14 protein-coding genes and 2 pseudogenes are annotated in these 15884 nt (G+C 40.0%); 9 read left to right on the top strand and 7 right to left on the bottom strand.

The features are described 5' to 3' along the window. Nucleotides 1–10: 10 nt before the first annotated feature. The gene (locus tag ACU8V8_RS11105; RefSeq protein ID WP_446887520.1) at nt 11–502 is read right to left on the bottom strand and encodes a hypothetical protein; all 492 of its coding nucleotides are present in this window, start codon (nt 500–502) and stop codon (nt 11–13) included. 106 nt (nt 503–608) lie between these two features. On the opposite strand from ACU8V8_RS11105, the gene ACU8V8_RS11100 reads away from it, so the two are divergent. Further along, the gene (locus ACU8V8_RS11100) at nt 609–1145 is read left to right on the top strand and encodes a thioesterase family protein (RefSeq protein WP_446887519.1); all 537 of its coding nucleotides are present in this window, start codon (nt 609–611) and stop codon (nt 1143–1145) included. 44 nt (nt 1146–1189) lie between these two features. On the opposite strand, the gene ACU8V8_RS11095 is transcribed toward ACU8V8_RS11100, so the two are convergent. After that, nucleotides 1190–1843 (bottom strand): OmpW/AlkL family protein, encoded by a 654-nt coding sequence (locus ACU8V8_RS11095; protein ID WP_446887518.1) that lies wholly within the window; start codon nt 1841–1843, stop codon nt 1190–1192. Between the two features lie 235 nt (nt 1844–2078). Between ACU8V8_RS11095 and ACU8V8_RS11090 the strand changes: the two genes are divergently transcribed. Together ACU8V8_RS11090 and dapE are read left to right on the top strand one after the other, a co-directional pair. Continuing rightward, complete coding sequence (locus ACU8V8_RS11090) at nt 2079–3497, top strand: MATE family efflux transporter (protein ID WP_446887517.1); 1419 nt, start codon at nt 2079–2081, stop codon at nt 3495–3497. A 57-nt stretch (nt 3498–3554) separates the two neighbouring features. Continuing rightward, nucleotides 3555–4736, top strand: coding sequence for a succinyl-diaminopimelate desuccinylase (dapE, locus tag ACU8V8_RS11085; RefSeq protein ID WP_446887516.1), 1182 nt, complete (start codon nt 3555–3557; stop codon nt 4734–4736). A 66-nt stretch (nt 4737–4802) separates the two neighbouring features. Here the strand turns inward: dapE and ACU8V8_RS11080 are convergent, their stop codons facing one another. Next, nucleotides 4803–6515, bottom strand: coding sequence for a GNAT family N-acyltransferase (locus ACU8V8_RS11080; protein WP_446887515.1), 1713 nt, complete (start codon nt 6513–6515; stop codon nt 4803–4805). Between the two features lie 162 nt (nt 6516–6677). Between ACU8V8_RS11080 and ACU8V8_RS11075 the strand changes: the two genes are divergently transcribed. Together ACU8V8_RS11075 and ACU8V8_RS11070 are read left to right on the top strand one after the other, a co-directional pair. Next, nucleotides 6678–7598, top strand: coding sequence for a 2-hydroxyacid dehydrogenase (locus tag ACU8V8_RS11075; RefSeq protein WP_446887514.1), 921 nt, complete (start codon nt 6678–6680; stop codon nt 7596–7598). A 96-nt stretch (nt 7599–7694) separates the two neighbouring features. Then, nucleotides 7695–7826 (top strand): hypothetical protein, encoded by a 132-nt coding sequence (locus tag ACU8V8_RS11070; RefSeq protein WP_446887513.1) that lies wholly within the window; start codon nt 7695–7697, stop codon nt 7824–7826. 24 nt (nt 7827–7850) lie between these two features. On the opposite strand, the pseudogene smrA reads toward ACU8V8_RS11070, so the two are convergent. The 3 genes and pseudogenes from smrA to ACU8V8_RS11055 all read right to left on the bottom strand — a co-directional run bounded on the left by smrA (nt 7851) and on the right by ACU8V8_RS11055 (nt 9360). Next, a pseudogene (gene smrA, locus ACU8V8_RS11065) lies at nt 7851–8430 on the bottom strand (DNA endonuclease SmrA). Nucleotides 8431–8562: 132 nt separating this feature from the next. Then, nucleotides 8563–8808 (bottom strand): hypothetical protein, encoded by a 246-nt coding sequence (locus tag ACU8V8_RS11060; RefSeq protein ID WP_446889630.1) that lies wholly within the window; start codon nt 8806–8808, stop codon nt 8563–8565. Between the two features lie 99 nt (nt 8809–8907). Next, nucleotides 8908–9360 carry a hypothetical protein gene (locus tag ACU8V8_RS11055; RefSeq protein WP_446887512.1) on the bottom strand — a complete coding sequence of 151 codons (453 nt, stop codon included), beginning with the start codon at nt 9358–9360 and terminating at the stop codon, nt 8908–8910. Nucleotides 9361–9474: 114 nt separating this feature from the next. Here ACU8V8_RS11055 and ACU8V8_RS11050 point away from each other — a divergent pair, with 114 nt between their 5' ends. Next, a complete protein-coding gene (locus ACU8V8_RS11050; protein ID WP_087532081.1) occupies nt 9475–9858 on the top strand; it encodes a response regulator in 384 nt (127 codons plus the stop codon). A gap of 75 nt (nt 9859–9933) precedes the next feature. On the opposite strand, the gene rpsT is transcribed toward ACU8V8_RS11050, so the two are convergent. After that, on the bottom strand, nt 9934–10194 hold the full coding sequence (rpsT, locus tag ACU8V8_RS11045) for a 30S ribosomal protein S20 (RefSeq protein WP_016708897.1): 261 nt from the start codon (nt 10192–10194) through the stop codon (nt 9934–9936). 296 nt (nt 10195–10490) lie between these two features. Here rpsT and murJ point away from each other — a divergent pair. From murJ to ileS, 3 genes and pseudogenes are all read left to right on the top strand, one after another. Then, nucleotides 10491–12028, top strand: a pseudogene (gene murJ, locus ACU8V8_RS11040) (murein biosynthesis integral membrane protein MurJ). Nucleotides 12029–12100: 72 nt separating this feature from the next. Then, nucleotides 12101–13027 (top strand): bifunctional riboflavin kinase/FAD synthetase, encoded by a 927-nt coding sequence (gene ribF, locus ACU8V8_RS11035; protein ID WP_446889629.1) that lies wholly within the window; start codon nt 12101–12103, stop codon nt 13025–13027. Nucleotides 13028–13052: 25 nt separating this feature from the next. Then, a complete protein-coding gene (gene ileS / locus ACU8V8_RS11030; RefSeq protein ID WP_446887511.1) occupies nt 13053–15881 on the top strand; it encodes an isoleucine--tRNA ligase in 2829 nt (942 codons plus the stop codon). Nucleotides 15882–15884 lie beyond the last annotated feature (3 nt).

Raw genomic sequence — 15884 nt, 5'->3', positions numbered from 1 at the left:
ATATTGGGCGCTATTGTTTAGTGCCCATATTTTTTGTCACTCCATCTATGGCAATATTTTCAATACCATCACCAGTAAATTTGACCATGATGCTAATATTGTTACGGGCAAAAAAGTAGTCTTTATTATCCAAGCTTATAATATAGTCGCCTTTTACGGGGTCTTTAAATTTTTGCTTTTTAAGTTGCAGAGTGTGCTCACCTATTTGCCATTTAAACCCTTCAATAAAGCCGTTGTTAAACTCTTGCACCCAAATTTTTTCTTCATCTTTTGCTAAAGTGATGGCAATAGAATAAGACTCAGGTAGCTGCATATCGTAGGTCTTTTTACCTATGGTGAACTTTTGCTCACTTGCTTGCCAGGCAAAGCCAAATTTAAAAGGCTTTTCAACTCCTGTTGGATAGCGCACTTTACCTTCTCCCGGGTAATCAAAATCGGCCCAGGCAGGATTGGAGCAAATCGCGAGTAAAATACTTATAGAAGATATTAGCTTAACCATCATTAAAAATACTATTTTTTTATCGTTTGCAAGAGATTAAAGTAGAATATTCTCCATTGCAACTAGCTGTGCTACACTCTGGTTATTGTCAACTGGTAAGACCTTTATTGTGAACCTTTATTTTCGTCTCCTATTATTATTTTTTAAAATTAAACGTAACCGCAGCTATCAGTCATTATTAGACACAGTTGATATTGACTATAAAGCACTACCATCTGATTGTGATATTAATTTACATCTCACAAACTCACGTTATTTAGCCATGATGGATTTAGCGCGCACATGGATGACCGAGCGAGTGGGCTTACTTGGCGTAATAATGAAGAAACGTTGGTTTCCGATTGTTAATGCAACCGCCATTACTTACATACGAGATATAAAACCAATGCAGCGCTATACTATTAGTACGCGTTTGGTTGGCTGGGATCATAAATACTTTTATATCGAGCAAAAATTTCACTCTGAGCGCGGCTTACATGCAATTGCTTATGTGCGTGGTGTTTTTAAGCGTAAAAAAGGAGTGGTAAGCGTTGAAGAAATGCTTACTGAAGCCGGATTTGATGGTGTTGCACCTATTTTACCTGCAGAAGTGATGCATTGGAAAGAAATGCTCGAGCAGAAAAAAGTCACTAACCTTGCTTCATAATTAAATAAAAAAGGCCTTACGGCCTTTTTGTCAGAGTGCGTAGATTAGAATTTATATTTAACCCCAAGCATTGCCACAACGGGGTCAATCTTTACAGTTGAGGTAAGTGCTTGAGCACCATCAGCATAGACGGTTGCATCAGTTTCGATATCCATTACAGATACCATAGCGTGCAGGCCCCAGTTTTGGTCGAACATATAATTGAAACCGGCTTGTGCAACAAAGCCAAATGAATCATCGAGTTTTACTTCAACGTCATTTGTGCCAAGTACTGACTTAAGTGCTGCAGACGGCTCTTCATCAAAAAACACGGTATAGTTAACCCCAACACCAACGAATGGGCGAAATGCTGATGTGCCCTCTAAAAAGTGATATTGGGCAATAAGCGATGGCGGTAAATGTTTGATGTTAGCAATGTTATTACCTGCTAAACCGCCCGCACCGTTTACATCGTGAGAGAAAGGTGTTGCAGCAACTAACTCTAATACCCATTGATCATTAAATGCATAATCGACAGTAATACCTAACTGCGTATCAGAATCTGGTTTTAAGCCCAGAGCTGAGTTTTCGTTGATTGCTGAGCTACTGTTGTCAGGATTTACATTAATTGCACCGACATTTACGCTCAAGTTTGCACTAGCAAATGGAGACGCGATTAATAAAGAGGTAAATAAAGCTGCGCTAAGTTGTTTTTTCATGCTGTTCTCCGAGAACTACTTTTTTTGAATTGGGTCTATTATCAAGTGAATTCGGAATAAAAAACTGTTCTAGATCAAGGTTTATCAAGGCGTATTCCATCTTTATAAAATTGTTTGATTTAGATTAAAGTTTTGCTCGGTTGCGCTTAAAAAGTATTGACTCGTCTCAAGTCCTATTTGTTCATCAATAGGTCATTGTTTTAAGCTATAATATTCGCCATAGACAAGGGGTACTATGAATCAAACCAACTTTCTTTTTCTCAATGGCTCTATCAGTAAAGCATTACTGAAACTCGCAGTTCCTATAATATTAATTAATATTTTACAGTCAGCGTATCAGCTGACTGATGCCTTTTGGGTGGGTCGTTTAGGTGCAGCTCAAGTTGCAGCAGTTTCAGTGAGTATGCCTGTTACATTTTTAGTTATCGCTATTGGTTCAGGACTTGCTATGGCTGGGGCTATTTTATCGGCGCAATATATGGGAGCAGGACAACAAGATAAGGTTAACCATGTTGCTGCGCAAACCATGCTGATGGTAACAATTACAGCCTGTGTGTTAGGTTGCCTAGGGTATATGCTCTCACCCTATTTTTTGGCTTTGCTAGGTGTTGATAAAGCGGTATATAACGATGCGCTAAAATTTATGCATGTGTCATTTATTGGAGTTATTTTTGTTTTTATTTATGCCATGTTTCAAGCACTCATGCGGGGGATCGGGCAAACAAAAGTACCGTTGATTATTGTTAGCTCAACTGTACTGCTGAACTTTATACTTGATCCGCTATTTATCTTTGGCTATGGCAGCTTTTCTGGTTATGGTGTGATGGGAGCCGCTTTAGCAACCCTTGTTACGCAAAGTTTGGCAGCGATAGCTGGGGTCGTTATCTTTATGCGTGGCCGTCACGGTATCCAATTAAAATTCTCGAGTTTTATTCCCGATTATTCATATATCAAACAAGCTTTCTTTTTAGGGGCCCCAGGCTCTGTGGAGCTCTCTACACGCGCATTTGGTTTAATTCTCATGTCTTTTCTAGTGGCAAGCTTTGGTACGCAAACGATAGCGGCATATGGGGTTGGCTCTAATATATTGCAAATGGTAATGATCCCAGCGATGGGCTTATCGATGGCTGTGTCTACTTTAGTTGGGCAAAATATGGGCGCTGGAAATATTAAACGAGCAGAACAAATAACAAAATTAGCTGTTGTCTGGGGGTTAATAGGCTTAACTGTGATTGGTGTTCTGGCGTATGTATTTGCACCTCTGCTGGTAGCGTTTTTTATTCCCGATGATTTAAATGTTATCAATAAAGGTACACAGTTTATTCGTGTTATGTGCTTAACCTGGGGCGGAATTGGCGTGCAATTATGTGTTGTTGCTGCCTTTAGGGCATCAGGTAATATGCTCAATGCGATGATATTGGCTTTATTTTCACAATGTGTAGTGCAATTCCCTGCAGCCTATATTTTATCTAAACATACTAATTTAGGTGATTACGGTATTTGGTATTCATTTGCTGTCACCAATGTTTTAGTTGCACTGGTGTCTTATGCATGGTTTTGTCGCGGTCGCTGGCAGCAAACACAATTAACAAAAGATGATAAAGATATAGCAAAAGTTACCCAAGAAGCGTTTATCGAAGAGGGCAGTCATTAAGCGGTCATAAACTCGCGTTGTAATGAACTTACTAAGTTTTGATTAGGTAGGCTTATTATGACGTTAGCGCTTCAAACACATTCTTCAAGTGACACAAGCCACGCAGAATCTGTGGTGACTTGTTTACAACAACTCATACAATTTAAGTCAGTTACGCCACAGCAAGCGGGTGCAATTGACTGGTTAGCGCATCAGTTAAAAGAGCTAGGTTTTGAGTGTGAGCAATTTTCTTTTAATAACGTGACGAATTTAATTGCCAAAATAAGTTTTGGCAATGGGCCTGTTTATGCCTTTTCGGGGCATATAGATGTGGTACCCGCAGCGGCAGAGCAATGGTGTGTCCCGCCTTTTTCTGGGCAGATAAAAGACAATGCCGTTTATGGGAGAGGAGCCGCCGATATGAAAGGAGGGGTTGCTGCTATGTTGAGTGCCACTCGTAAATTGATAACGGATCTTTCGCAAAAAAAAGGCTCTTTCTATTGGTTAATTACCTCAGACGAAGAAGGAGAGGCTGAATACGGCTCTTTGCTGATTGCAGAGCGCTTGGCACAGCAGAGAGTAGAGCTAGATGGTTGTATTGTGGGTGAGCCAACGAGCCACTTATACGTTGGCGACACTATTAAAAACGGTCGTCGTGGCGCGCTTTCAGCACGCTTACAGATAAAAGGTAAAGCAGGTCATGTTGCATACCCTGATAATACCATTAATGCAGCTCATTTAAGTGCTGATATTGTCAAACGCTTGATTAATATTGATTGGCAACACGATGAAATGGGTTCAACAACCAGCTTACAAATTACAGGGATCAATATTGCAAACGTGGTTGATAATATGGTGCCAGCACAATGTGAGATGACATTTAATATTCGCTATAGTCATGGTTATAAAAGTGCCGATATAAAAAATGAAATTCGATTTGCTTTAGAGGGTTTAGCACAATACCTCAATATCGAATGGGAGCGCCCATGTGAATCATTTTATACAGCTCACCAAGGTAGTCATTGCTTATTGGCACAAGTAGAGCAAGCAATATTTAACGTGACGGGGAGTTATCCATTATTGAGCACGAGTGGGGGAACGTCCGATGGCCGTTTTTTTGCTAATAGCCACACCCAAGTGATTGAGTGCGGTGTTCGCAATAACACTATTCATCAAGTTAATGAGCACGTACCGATTGGTGATTTAATCAAAATAGAGCAGATATACACACAGCTACTAAGCAATTTATTTAAGGGCTAATAAAATGCTCGCGTTGTAGGGCGAGCATTTTTAGTTTAATTAAAGTAAGCTATGTAAAATAGGCTGTTACTCTTTGCTTAGATAGCGCTTTGCCTTTCCTGCTTTTACTTTTTCAAGATCAACCAGCACAAGCCCATCAATACAATTATTGAATTCAGGATCTACACTAAAACTTAAAAACTGTACACCACCTGGCTCACACAACTCTGTGTATTGCTTGAACAAGGTGGGCACTTGAGCGCCCATATTGGCGAGAACATGTTTTAACTCGACAAAATCTTCTTTTATATCATCACCTGTAAATATACTCTGGCATTGTTTTATTTGTTGTTCTGTGGCTTTAAATTCATTGTTAGGTGTGGCGATAGTGTGCTTAGTACCGTAATAATGCTGGTAATAGTGAACAAGCATCGCTTTGGCTTGATCAGGCAAGGCGTTTGATACACTCACTGCGCCGTATAGATAGCGGTATTGGGGGTAGTTTTTAACAAAAGCACCAATGCCATACCATAAATAATCAAGACTTTTGCGGCCCCAATATTTAGGTTGGACAAAACTGCGACCAAGCTCAATACCTGCTTTAAAGTAAGGAGTCATTTCATCACTGTATGAAAATAAACTATCAGTGTATAAACCTTTGCGACCATGTTTATCAATGATCTCTTGTGCACATGCGAGGCGATAGGCGCCCACTAACTCTAATTGGCTGGGATCCCACAATACTAAATGCTGATAATCCATATCATATTTATCGATATCGCGACGTTTACCGCTACCTTCCCCGACAGTGCGAAATGAAATCTCTCGTAGCCTGCCAAGCTCTCTAAAAATAGCTGAGCTACCTTGGTATTGATATAAGTAGATTTGCATGCCATCTTGCGTAGTACCTAGTAATTGGCATTTTTCGATGGCTTTTTTCAGTTCTTTACGACATTCTGATGTAGCAATAGGGGTCTGCGTTTTTAGTGGCAATGTTTTCTTAGATGTTAACGCATAGAGTTGTTTGCGAATTAAATTGACGACTTCTTTATCTTTTAGATTTTCAATTAAATATGATTCGGGAGGGATCGATGCGCCAATTTCAAACTCTAACGATTTTTGCCGCTGTTTAAACATTTCTTTTACTAATAGTAAACTAGCCAGAGGTTTATAAATCATTGAAGTACCATAAAACAGAGGACTATTTTTGGCTTTAATATAAATAGGTAATATTGGACAGTTCGCTTTTTTAGCAATGCGCAAAAAACCACTATTCCATTTACAATCTTTAATACCTGTTGGGCCAAGACGAGAGACCTCCCCAGCCGGAAATATTAAAATAGCGCCTTCATCTTTTAGATGCTGATGGATGTTGCTGAGTTCTTGTTTTTTACTTGTACCAGATAAATTATCTACCGGTAATAAAAGCGAATGCATGGGAGTGACCGACATTAGCATGCGATTGGCAACCACTTTTAAATCTTGTCGAACGCCAAAAAGTACCTTGATCAGCGCTAATGCATCTAATGAACCTATGGGGTGGTTTGCCACAATTACTAGCTTCCCTTCGCTCGGGATATGCTCAATCTGCTTTGGTTTGTATCGGGTGTCAAAGTCAAGTTCATCAAGCACTTGCTCAACAAACTCGATGCCTTGTAAATGAGGATAAGCGTCGCCAAATGCGACAAACTCTTGCTCATGAAGCAAATAACCCAATCCTTTTTTTACTAATCCTTTTACCTTCGGAGAGTTTTCTAATTGTGGAAGGTTGGCCGCAATGACTTTATCAACACTGATCATAATTACCTCATTGTCTCTGGTGATCAATATACGAACAGATTAAAAGTTTGCTATGACAGTTAGGTTGCAGTTGTATGACTTTTTAAAGAGGGTATCTTTAATCATCGTTTTTTAATAGCTTAAGGATATAATGATTAAAAACACATAGACTTTAGGAATGCCATGCATCTACTTATCGCGATTAGTAACCGAGACTGCACAAAGTTAGTTAATACACTGCAAGCATATTTACCAGGTGTAGAAATCTCGCTCTGGCCAGATTGTCGTAATTTACATACTGTAGAGTTTGTCGTTGCTTGGCTCGCGCCAGAGCAAATGTGGCAACAATTGCCCAATCTTAAAGCTGTCTCATCATTCGGCGCTGGAGTTGATAGTATAAAATTAGACTTGTTAGCTGATGATGTTGTGGTGACACGAATTGTTGATGAAGTCTTAGCGGATGATATGGCTGAATATGTGTTAACTCACATTTTAGCGCAAAAGCTAAAATTAAAAGAGTATTTTAGTAAACAACGAGCTCAGCTTTGGCAACCAAAACGAGCACATAAATTTAATCATGTAGTATTTTTAGGTTTTGGCCAATTAGGGCAGCACTGCGCTAAACGCTTACTTGCTAATAGCTTTGTTGTAAGTGCTTTTTCACAAAGCCCTAAACAATTTACTAATGTAACCTGTGTTCATACTCAAGAAGGATTGACAAATATTCTGTCTAAAGCAGATTACCTCGTATGCTTATTGCCTTTAACACCACAGACTAAAAATATTATTGATAAAGCGTTCTTAACTCAGCTTCCTGAGCATGCTGTTGTGATCAATGTGGCGCGTGGTCAGCATATTGTTGAAGAGGATTTAATTTGGGCACTCGACAATAAAGTAATACGCGCTGCGACCTTAGATGTATTCAGGCAAGAACCGTTAGCAAAAGAGCACCCATTTTGGTCTCATGATGCCATTACTGTGACTCCGCACTGCGCTGCTTTGTCGAGTATTACCAGTGTTGCACAGCAAATTGCAGAGAATGTTCAGCGGCTAGGAAAAAGGTTAGAACTAAATCATCAGGTAGATAGAACAAAAGGTTATTAAAATTTGAACAATTAATGCTTCGTACATCTTGTTAACATATATGATTTTAGCTAGTCTAGTGATGTCATAAAAATAATAATAAAAACAAGGTTAGTTATGAAACACCAACAAGGCGGCGTTAAATTTAGTCTCATTGTATTATCGGTCATTCTTATGGGAGTGTCTGCTTGGTTTAATCAGGCGAATGCTGATGAGTCAAGCGAAGCTGAAATTACCCAACAAGGTTAACCTCACCATATACGCTGTGGGAGCTCAGTGCTTAGCATGACGCTCTCTATTTTCATGTTTCTTCTCATCACTTTTTTTCAGTAAAACATACGTTGCACCTATACCTCCGTGGTGTTTTAAAGCGGTATGAAACGCTAATATAGCGCTGAGTTCTTGCAGCCACTTATTGGTGTAACTTTTTTAATATACCCGGTGTCTTCCTATTTTTTATCCCAATACCATGGCGAATTAATACCACACGTATATTTTTATTATGGCAATCATGTATAAAATCAAATAACGCTTGGCGGGCAGATTTAAGAGGTTGTCCGTGTAAATCGAGAGTGGCATCGATTTGGTATTTTGCTAGACGCAAGTTTTTAAATACCCCTTCTTGCACACCGGTATTTTTATAACTCAGTAACGCATCAGGGGCTAACAGTTCAACGAGTTCGCTTCTAAGATAGTTTTCATCAATCATTAGCTCTGCTTCGGCGGCTTTACGTTTTTCTTGTTGTGCAAACGAGGGTGATTTTTTCAAATGCTGTGGTGTTACAGTATCATGGCTAAGTGGCTCTACATCTTCCATAGAAGATAAAAATAAATCAAAATCAGATAACGACATAAAATAAGCCACCTTAAAATAAATTGATACGCAGTGAATTTTAACTTAGTTCATAATGTTAGTCATTCGATAGACAAAAAAATACCCCAGTGAGTAAACTCAATGGGGTATCAAATTATCTTGGGAGAGATATTAATTGGGTGTTACATTCAATTGGCCAAAGGTATAAACCTTGAACAAGTAAAATGTGTTGATCAACACTAAACTCATATTCGAGATAACACTCGATGACATTACATCTAAGCTAAACGATAAAAACAGTAATACGCAGGCGCTAACCGCGGCAATACGCAATAAAGTTAATTGATTGATAAATAACGCTCCTAATCCTAGGGCTAACAGAGTAAAGTTTAAAAGCCAATCTAGCTCGTTTAACATGATCGTTTCAGTGTACTTGTGTTGAAAAAGGAGCGCCATTATGGTGATCTTTTGCACACCTTTCAACCAAGTAATTTTATATTTTTCAGATTAGTTTTATTAATCCAAAATCAGTTTGCTCATCGCTGCAAAAAAGCCTTTTTTCTCAGTAACTCGGTATTTTTGACAGGTAGCAGGTTGATTTAGGTTTTGGCATAGGTATAAGGTATTACGCTCTAAGTCTGCTCTTGGCTCTAAGCTAGAATCAAACAAGTTAGCGCCGTAACCAAACAAACCAGGCCAATACACGCTTTGTGTTACTAGGCCTAACTTTTGATAGGTAATTAACTGCGGTTTAGGGGTAATTAAAAAGACTAATAGCAACATAACTAAAGTAATGATTAATACTCTACTTTTGGGCTTACTATGTGTAGTGGTATTTGTTGAATTGCTATTTTCAACCTTTGTGTTTGTTTTATTTACTGTGGCTTTTCTTTTATTTGTCGTTGGTTGCGTCTTTTTTCTTTGCGGGGCTTTACCAAGCAACGCCTGTTTTTTTATTTTATTAGACATGAAGCAAATCTGGCCTTTTAAGCAGGTGTCTCTATAATGAGATCAATGAATTAAATAAGTTTATATATTTAGTATAATAACTTAAACCTAGCTTATAGCCTATGGGGATCAAGTATGAATGCGCAGCTTTCAATTTTAATCGTGGATGATGTAGGGACGGTTCGTAGCTTTCTTAACCAAACGCTTATGCATTTGGGTATCGAAAATGTCAAAGAGGCTTCTACAGCGGCCCAGTGTATTAGTGCCTGCCAAGCAGCAGACTACAATATTATCTTTTTAGATATCGAGTTGCCTGATGGTGACGGTAAAGAAATTATTGCCAAAATAAATGAAATCAACCCAGCAACAAATGTTGTTATGGTATCCGCTCATTCTACGGTTGAAAACGTTAAAGACGCAATAGATAAAGGAGCGAAAGGATTTGTTGTAAAGCCGTTTACCCCTAAAAAGATAGCTGCAATGTTGAAAAAGTTTTATCCAGAATTAGAAATAGCTTAGTAAATAGTGTTGAAAACGAATTTTAGATACAAAAAAACCGGCCTAGGCCGGTTTTTTATAATCTACAAAAACAAATTATAGTGCTTTAATTTTAGCAGCTAAACGGCTCTTATGACGAGCAGCTTTGTTTTTGTGAATTAGACCTTTAGTTGCGTAACGGTCTAAAATTGGTGTAGCAACTGCGAAAGCTTGCTGTGCAGCTTCCTTGTCGCCCGCTTCAATAGCAACAACTACTTTTTTGAAGTATGTACGCATCATTGAACGACGGCTTGCGTTATGCTGACGGTTTTTTTCGCTAGTGATAGCGCGTTTTTTTGCAGACTTGATGTTAGCCAAGGTTTGCTCCTAACAATCTTAAAATAAGCTTAATTTAAAGGCCGTGGAATATGCCTTTTTTAATCATGAATGTCAATAAAAAATTGACATAACAAGAAAAACTGCTCCTTTGTAACGAACATCAATTTGCCGCTTTAGCAGTTAATATCGCTATTGTAACAAAGCCCATGCACTGAGCCTAGTGCTTTAGAGCGATTTATAAAAAAGTCTGTGGCATAATTAACTTTCTCATTGGTTTTAAAGCAGGTTTTAGTGTGGCAAAAGGATTATTTCGTTCCGGTATGATTGTAAGTGCAATGACCATGATATCGCGTATCTTGGGCTTAGTACGTGATGCCGTGGTGGCAAATTTGTTAGGTGCCAATGCCGCAGCCGATGTTTTTTTGTTTGCCAATCGTATTCCTAATTTTTTACGCCGATTATTTGCTGAAGGGGCCTTTGCACAAGCGTTTGTGCCTGTTTTATCTGAAATTAAAGAGCAACAAGGTGACGATAAAGTACGCTTTTTTGTTGCCCAAGCTGCGGGCACACTAGGCACCATATTATTGATTGTTACCCTAGCTGGCGTGGTTGCATCGCCAGTGATAGCCGCCTTATTTGGTACAGGCTGGTTTATTGAGTGGTATCAAGGTAACCCTGAAGGTGAGAAGTTTGTGCTTGCTAGTGAATTACTTAAATGGACATTCCCTTATTTATTTTTCGTGAGTCTCGTAGCGCTAAGTGGCGCAGTTATGAATGTTTATAACCGTTTTGCTGTGGCAGCCTTTACACCAGTATTACTGAATATTTCAATTATCAGCTGCGCAATTTTATTACATGACCAATTTTCAGTCGGGGCTTACTCGCTCGCCATTGGCGTATTTGTAGGTGGTGTTGTGCAGTTGTTATTTCAATTGCCGTTTTTATACCGAGCAAAGATGCTCAGTAAGCCGCGTTGGGCTTGGCAGGACGATAATGTAAAAAAGTCCGCACTTTGATGATCCCTGCGCTATTTGGTGTATCTATTAGTCAAATTAATTTGCTGCTTGATACCATGATTGCCTCATTGTTGATGACAGGATCAATCGCCTGGCTTTATTACTCAGATAGACTAATTGAATTTCCATTAGGTTTATTTGGCATTGGCATTGCCACCGTTATTTTACCTGCTTTGTCTAAATTACATAGCAGCGATAAAGGCAGTGATTTTCAGCACACTTTAGACTGGGGTGTACGGTTTGTGATATTTCTAGGTTTGCCTGCCATGGTCGGACTCATGCTTATAAGCCCGCTTATTATTTCTGTATTATTTGACCATGGTGCATTTAAAGAAGGCGATATTGACCATGTTCAAGCGGTGAGCCTGGGTGTAATGGCTTACTCCGTTGGTTTAGTGAGTTTTATGTTAATCAAGGTGCTGGCGCCAGGTTTTTATGCACGCCAAGATACTAAAACACCAGTGCGTATAGGTATTATTACTTTGGTTTTAAATATGGTGTTTAATATTATGCTAGCGCCGTTTATTGGCTACTTAGGGTTAGCTTTGGCCACGTCAATGTCGGCAAGTTGCAATGCTTATTTATTATACCGACAATTAAATAAAGAGCAGGTATATCACTTTTCAAGTTTTAGTGGACGATTTACATTTAAGTGTGTTATTGCAAGTGCTGTAATGGGGTTATCTGTTTGGTATACCTCAAATCAATTCTTATGGCGTGATTGGCATTTTACGCAGCAAGTTATTTTACTCAGTGGGTTATTGATTTTGGCTGGACTTGTTTATTTCTTGTCCATGTTTATGCTTGGTGTGCGACTAAATACGATAAAAAACGTAGCAACTACTGAATCAAATTAAAAAAAGATTATAATCGGCGTTTCTATGGCTGGAATATATATTCAGGCTGGCTCGAAAAGGCAATTAGGTGGTATGGAGTTAATCAGAGGTATTCATAATATTCGCACTCAGCATCATGGCTGTGTGTTGACCATTGGCAATTTCGATGGTGTTCATTTAGGCCATGGCGAAGTGCTTAAAGGCTTACTCAATGATGCTAAAAAATACCAGCTGCCAAGCACTGTGATGTTATTTGAACCTCAGCCACAAGAATTTTTTGCCAAAGATAACGCACCGGCTCGGTTAACGCGATTACGTGATAAGCTTAAGTTGTTAGCTAACTTGGGCATTGAGCGCGTTATTTGCATTAGCTTCAATCAGCAGTTTGCAAATATGCAGGCTGAGCAGTTTGTTAGTGAAATACTGATTGATAAACTTGGTGTAAAAGCATTAACGGTTGGCGATGATTTTCGATTTGGTAAGCAGCGTCGAGGTGATTTTAAGTTGCTATCCCAAATGGGCCAAGCGGCAAAAATGGATGTCAAAAGCACCGCGAGTTTTCGTCAATTAAATGCTAGAGTAAGCAGCACGTTAATCCGTGAAGCGCTTGCTCACGGACAATTAACGCAAGCGAAGGCGATGCTTGGTCATAACTATGCTATTTCAGGGCGTGTAATACATGGTTGGAAGCGTGGTCGTGAACTTGGCTTTAGAACAGCTAACATAGCTTTAAAGCGTCAAGTATGCCCTGTAAATGGGGTGTTCGCGGTGCAGGTAACGCTAAAAGATAAAACAATATATGGGGTTGCAAATATAGGCAACAAACCCACATTTAATGGAACACGCGCATTATTAGAAGTGCACTTATTTGATTTTGCGCAAGAAATATACGGACAGTTTATGCATGTGGAGTTGATTGAAAAACTTCGCGATGAGCAAAAATTCGAGACATTAACACAATTGACGGCACAAATAGCAACTGATGTTGCTGCCGCTAAGCAGTGTTTTGGTTTAAATTAGGTAGCCGATACGGAAAGTAGGATTAATGAGCGACTACAAACATACTTTGAATTTACCGGAAACAATGTTTCCAATGCGCGGCAATTTGGCACAACGTGAACCAAAAATGCTTAAAACATGGTATGAAGACGACCTGTACGGTCAAATTCGCAACGCTAAAAAAGGTAAAAAAACCTTTATTTTGCATGACGGCCCTCCGTATGCAAACGGCGATATCCATTTAGGCCATTCAGTAAATAAAATTTTAAAAGACATTATTGTAAAGTCTAAGACTTTATCTGATTTCGATGCCCCTTATGTACCTGGTTGGGACTGCCATGGTCTACCAATCGAGTTAATGGTTGAGAAAAAGGTCGGTAAACCAGGCGTTAAAGTCACTGCGGCCGAATTTCGTGAGAAATGCCGAGCTTATGCTAAAAAGCAAGTTGAAGGCCAAAAAGTTGACTTTAAACGCTTAGGTGTTTTTGCTGATTGGGACAAGCCTTATTTAACGATGAACTTTGATTTTGAAGCCAACGCCATTCGCGTATTGGGTCGCATTATCGAAAAAGGGCACTTGCATAAAGGCGCTAAACCAGTTCACTGGTGTACAGATTGTGGTTCAGCATTGGCTGAAGCAGAAGTTGAGTATCAAGATAAGCAATCGCCAGCAATTGATGTACGCTTTGAGTTTACTGATCAAGCCGCGGTTGTTAACGCATTTGACTTAAAAGCAGATCATGAAGGCACAGGCACTGTAAGCACCGTGATTTGGACAACGACACCGTGGACGCTACCAGCTAACCGTGCAGTTGCCGTTCACGCTGATTTAGAATATGCCCTTGTTCAAGTTGATGATGAAGGCGCACAACAGCGTTTGATTTTAGGCTCAGAGCTTGTTAAAGATGCTATGGATCGTTATGGCTTTAACCATTTCCACGTTTTAGGCTATGTAAAAGGGGCGGTACTTGAAAACCTTCAAGTTGCTCACCCATTTTATGACTTTAACGTGCCTGTAATTGTGGCTGAACACGTAACGACTGACTCTGGTACGGGGATTGTTCATACAGCACCGGGTCACGGCCAAGAAGATTTCGTGGCAGGCTTACAATACGGTTTAGAAGTGGCTAACCCAGTAGGTGCCAATGGCGTTTACCTACCAGACACTGAACTGTTTGCAGGTCAGCACGTATTTAAGGCAAATGCTAGTGTGGTTGATGTATTAACTGAGCGTAACGCGTTAATGCACCACCATGCATTAACGCATAGCTACCCGCATTGCTGGCGTCATAAAACGCCGATTATTTTCCGTGCAACACCGCAGTGGTTTATTAGTATGGACCAAGCTAATTTGCGTCAAGATTCATTGGCAGAAATCAAAAACACCCAATGGCTACCAGAGTGGGGTGAAAGCCGCATTGCAAATATGGTAGAAGGGCGTCCTGACTGGTGTATTTCACGCCAGCGTACCTGGGGCGTACCAATTGCTTTATTTGTTGATAAAGATACCGGTGCATTACACCCGAATACGCAATCATTGATTGAAGAAGCGGCTAAACTGGTAGAAAAATCAGGTATTCAAGCTTGGTATGATTTAGAGCCTGCAACCTTATTAGGTGAAGCAGACGCTCAGCAATACATGAAAGTACAAGACACACTTGATGTTTGGTTTGACTCAGGGGTAACTCACGCGTGTGTTGTTGACGCTCGGGAAGAGTTAACAGGCCCAGCTGATTTATACCTTGAAGGTTCAGATCAACACCGTGGTTGGTTTATGTCATCAATGATGACCTCGGTTGCGATTAATGGTCATGCGCCATACCGCCAAGTACTTACTCATGGTTTCACCGTGGATGAGAATGGTCGTAAAATGTCTAAATCATTAGGTAATGTAATCTCACCACAAAATGTGATGAACAAACTAGGTGCTGATATTTTACGCCTTTGGGTTGCTTCAACAGATTACACCGCTGAAATGACGGTGTCTGATGAAATCTTCAAACGTTCAGCGGATCGCTACCGTCGAATTCGTAACACCAGCCGTTACTTACTGGCTAACTTAAGTGGCTTTGATCCAAAAACTGATCAAGTGGCTATTGAAGACATGGTTGAGCTTGATCGTTGGATTGTAGGCCGTGCAGCGCAATTACAAGATGAAATTGTGGCAGCCTATGACAGTTACCAAATGTTGCAAGTTACGCAAAAATTAATGAACTTCTGTACGGGTGAATTAGGCTCGTTCTACTTAGACGTCATCAAAGACCGTCAGTATACAGCTAAGAGCGACAGCCATGCGCGTCGTTCATGTCAAACAGCCTTGTATCATATTGCTGAAGCAATGACCCGCTGGATGGCACCTATCATGAGCTTTACAGCGCAAGAAATCTGGGAAGCATTACCAGGTGAACGTGACCAATATGTATTTACCTCAGTTTGGTATGATGGCTTAAAAACAGTGACCGAAGGCCAATTTAGCAATGATGATTGGTTAACTATTTTAACTGTGCGTGATGAAGTAAACCGCGTACTTGAAGGTGCTCGTAAAGAAGAAATCATTGGCGCAACGTTGCAGGCTAATGTAAGTATTTTTGCAAATGCTGAAATCGCGGATAAATTAGCCGCATTAGGTGATGAGCTACGCTTTGTACTACTGACCTCTCAAGTAACGGTTACTGCTGTTAATGAGCAACCCGAAGGTACGCAGACAACTGAAATTGATGGTTTGTACATTAGTGTAGCAGCAACAGATGCAGAAAAATGTGAGCGTTGTTGGCATTATTGTGATGATGTCGGGGCGAACCCAGCACATCCTGAAATCTGTGGTCGTTGTGTAAGCAACGTAGATGGCGAAGGCGAAACACGTCAATTCGCATAGGAG

It is taken from the genome of Pseudoalteromonas sp. SaAl2, from assembly GCF_052947895.1.
Note: the sequence above shows the minus strand (reverse complement) of the source record. Positions and strands in the feature narration are given on the sequence as shown.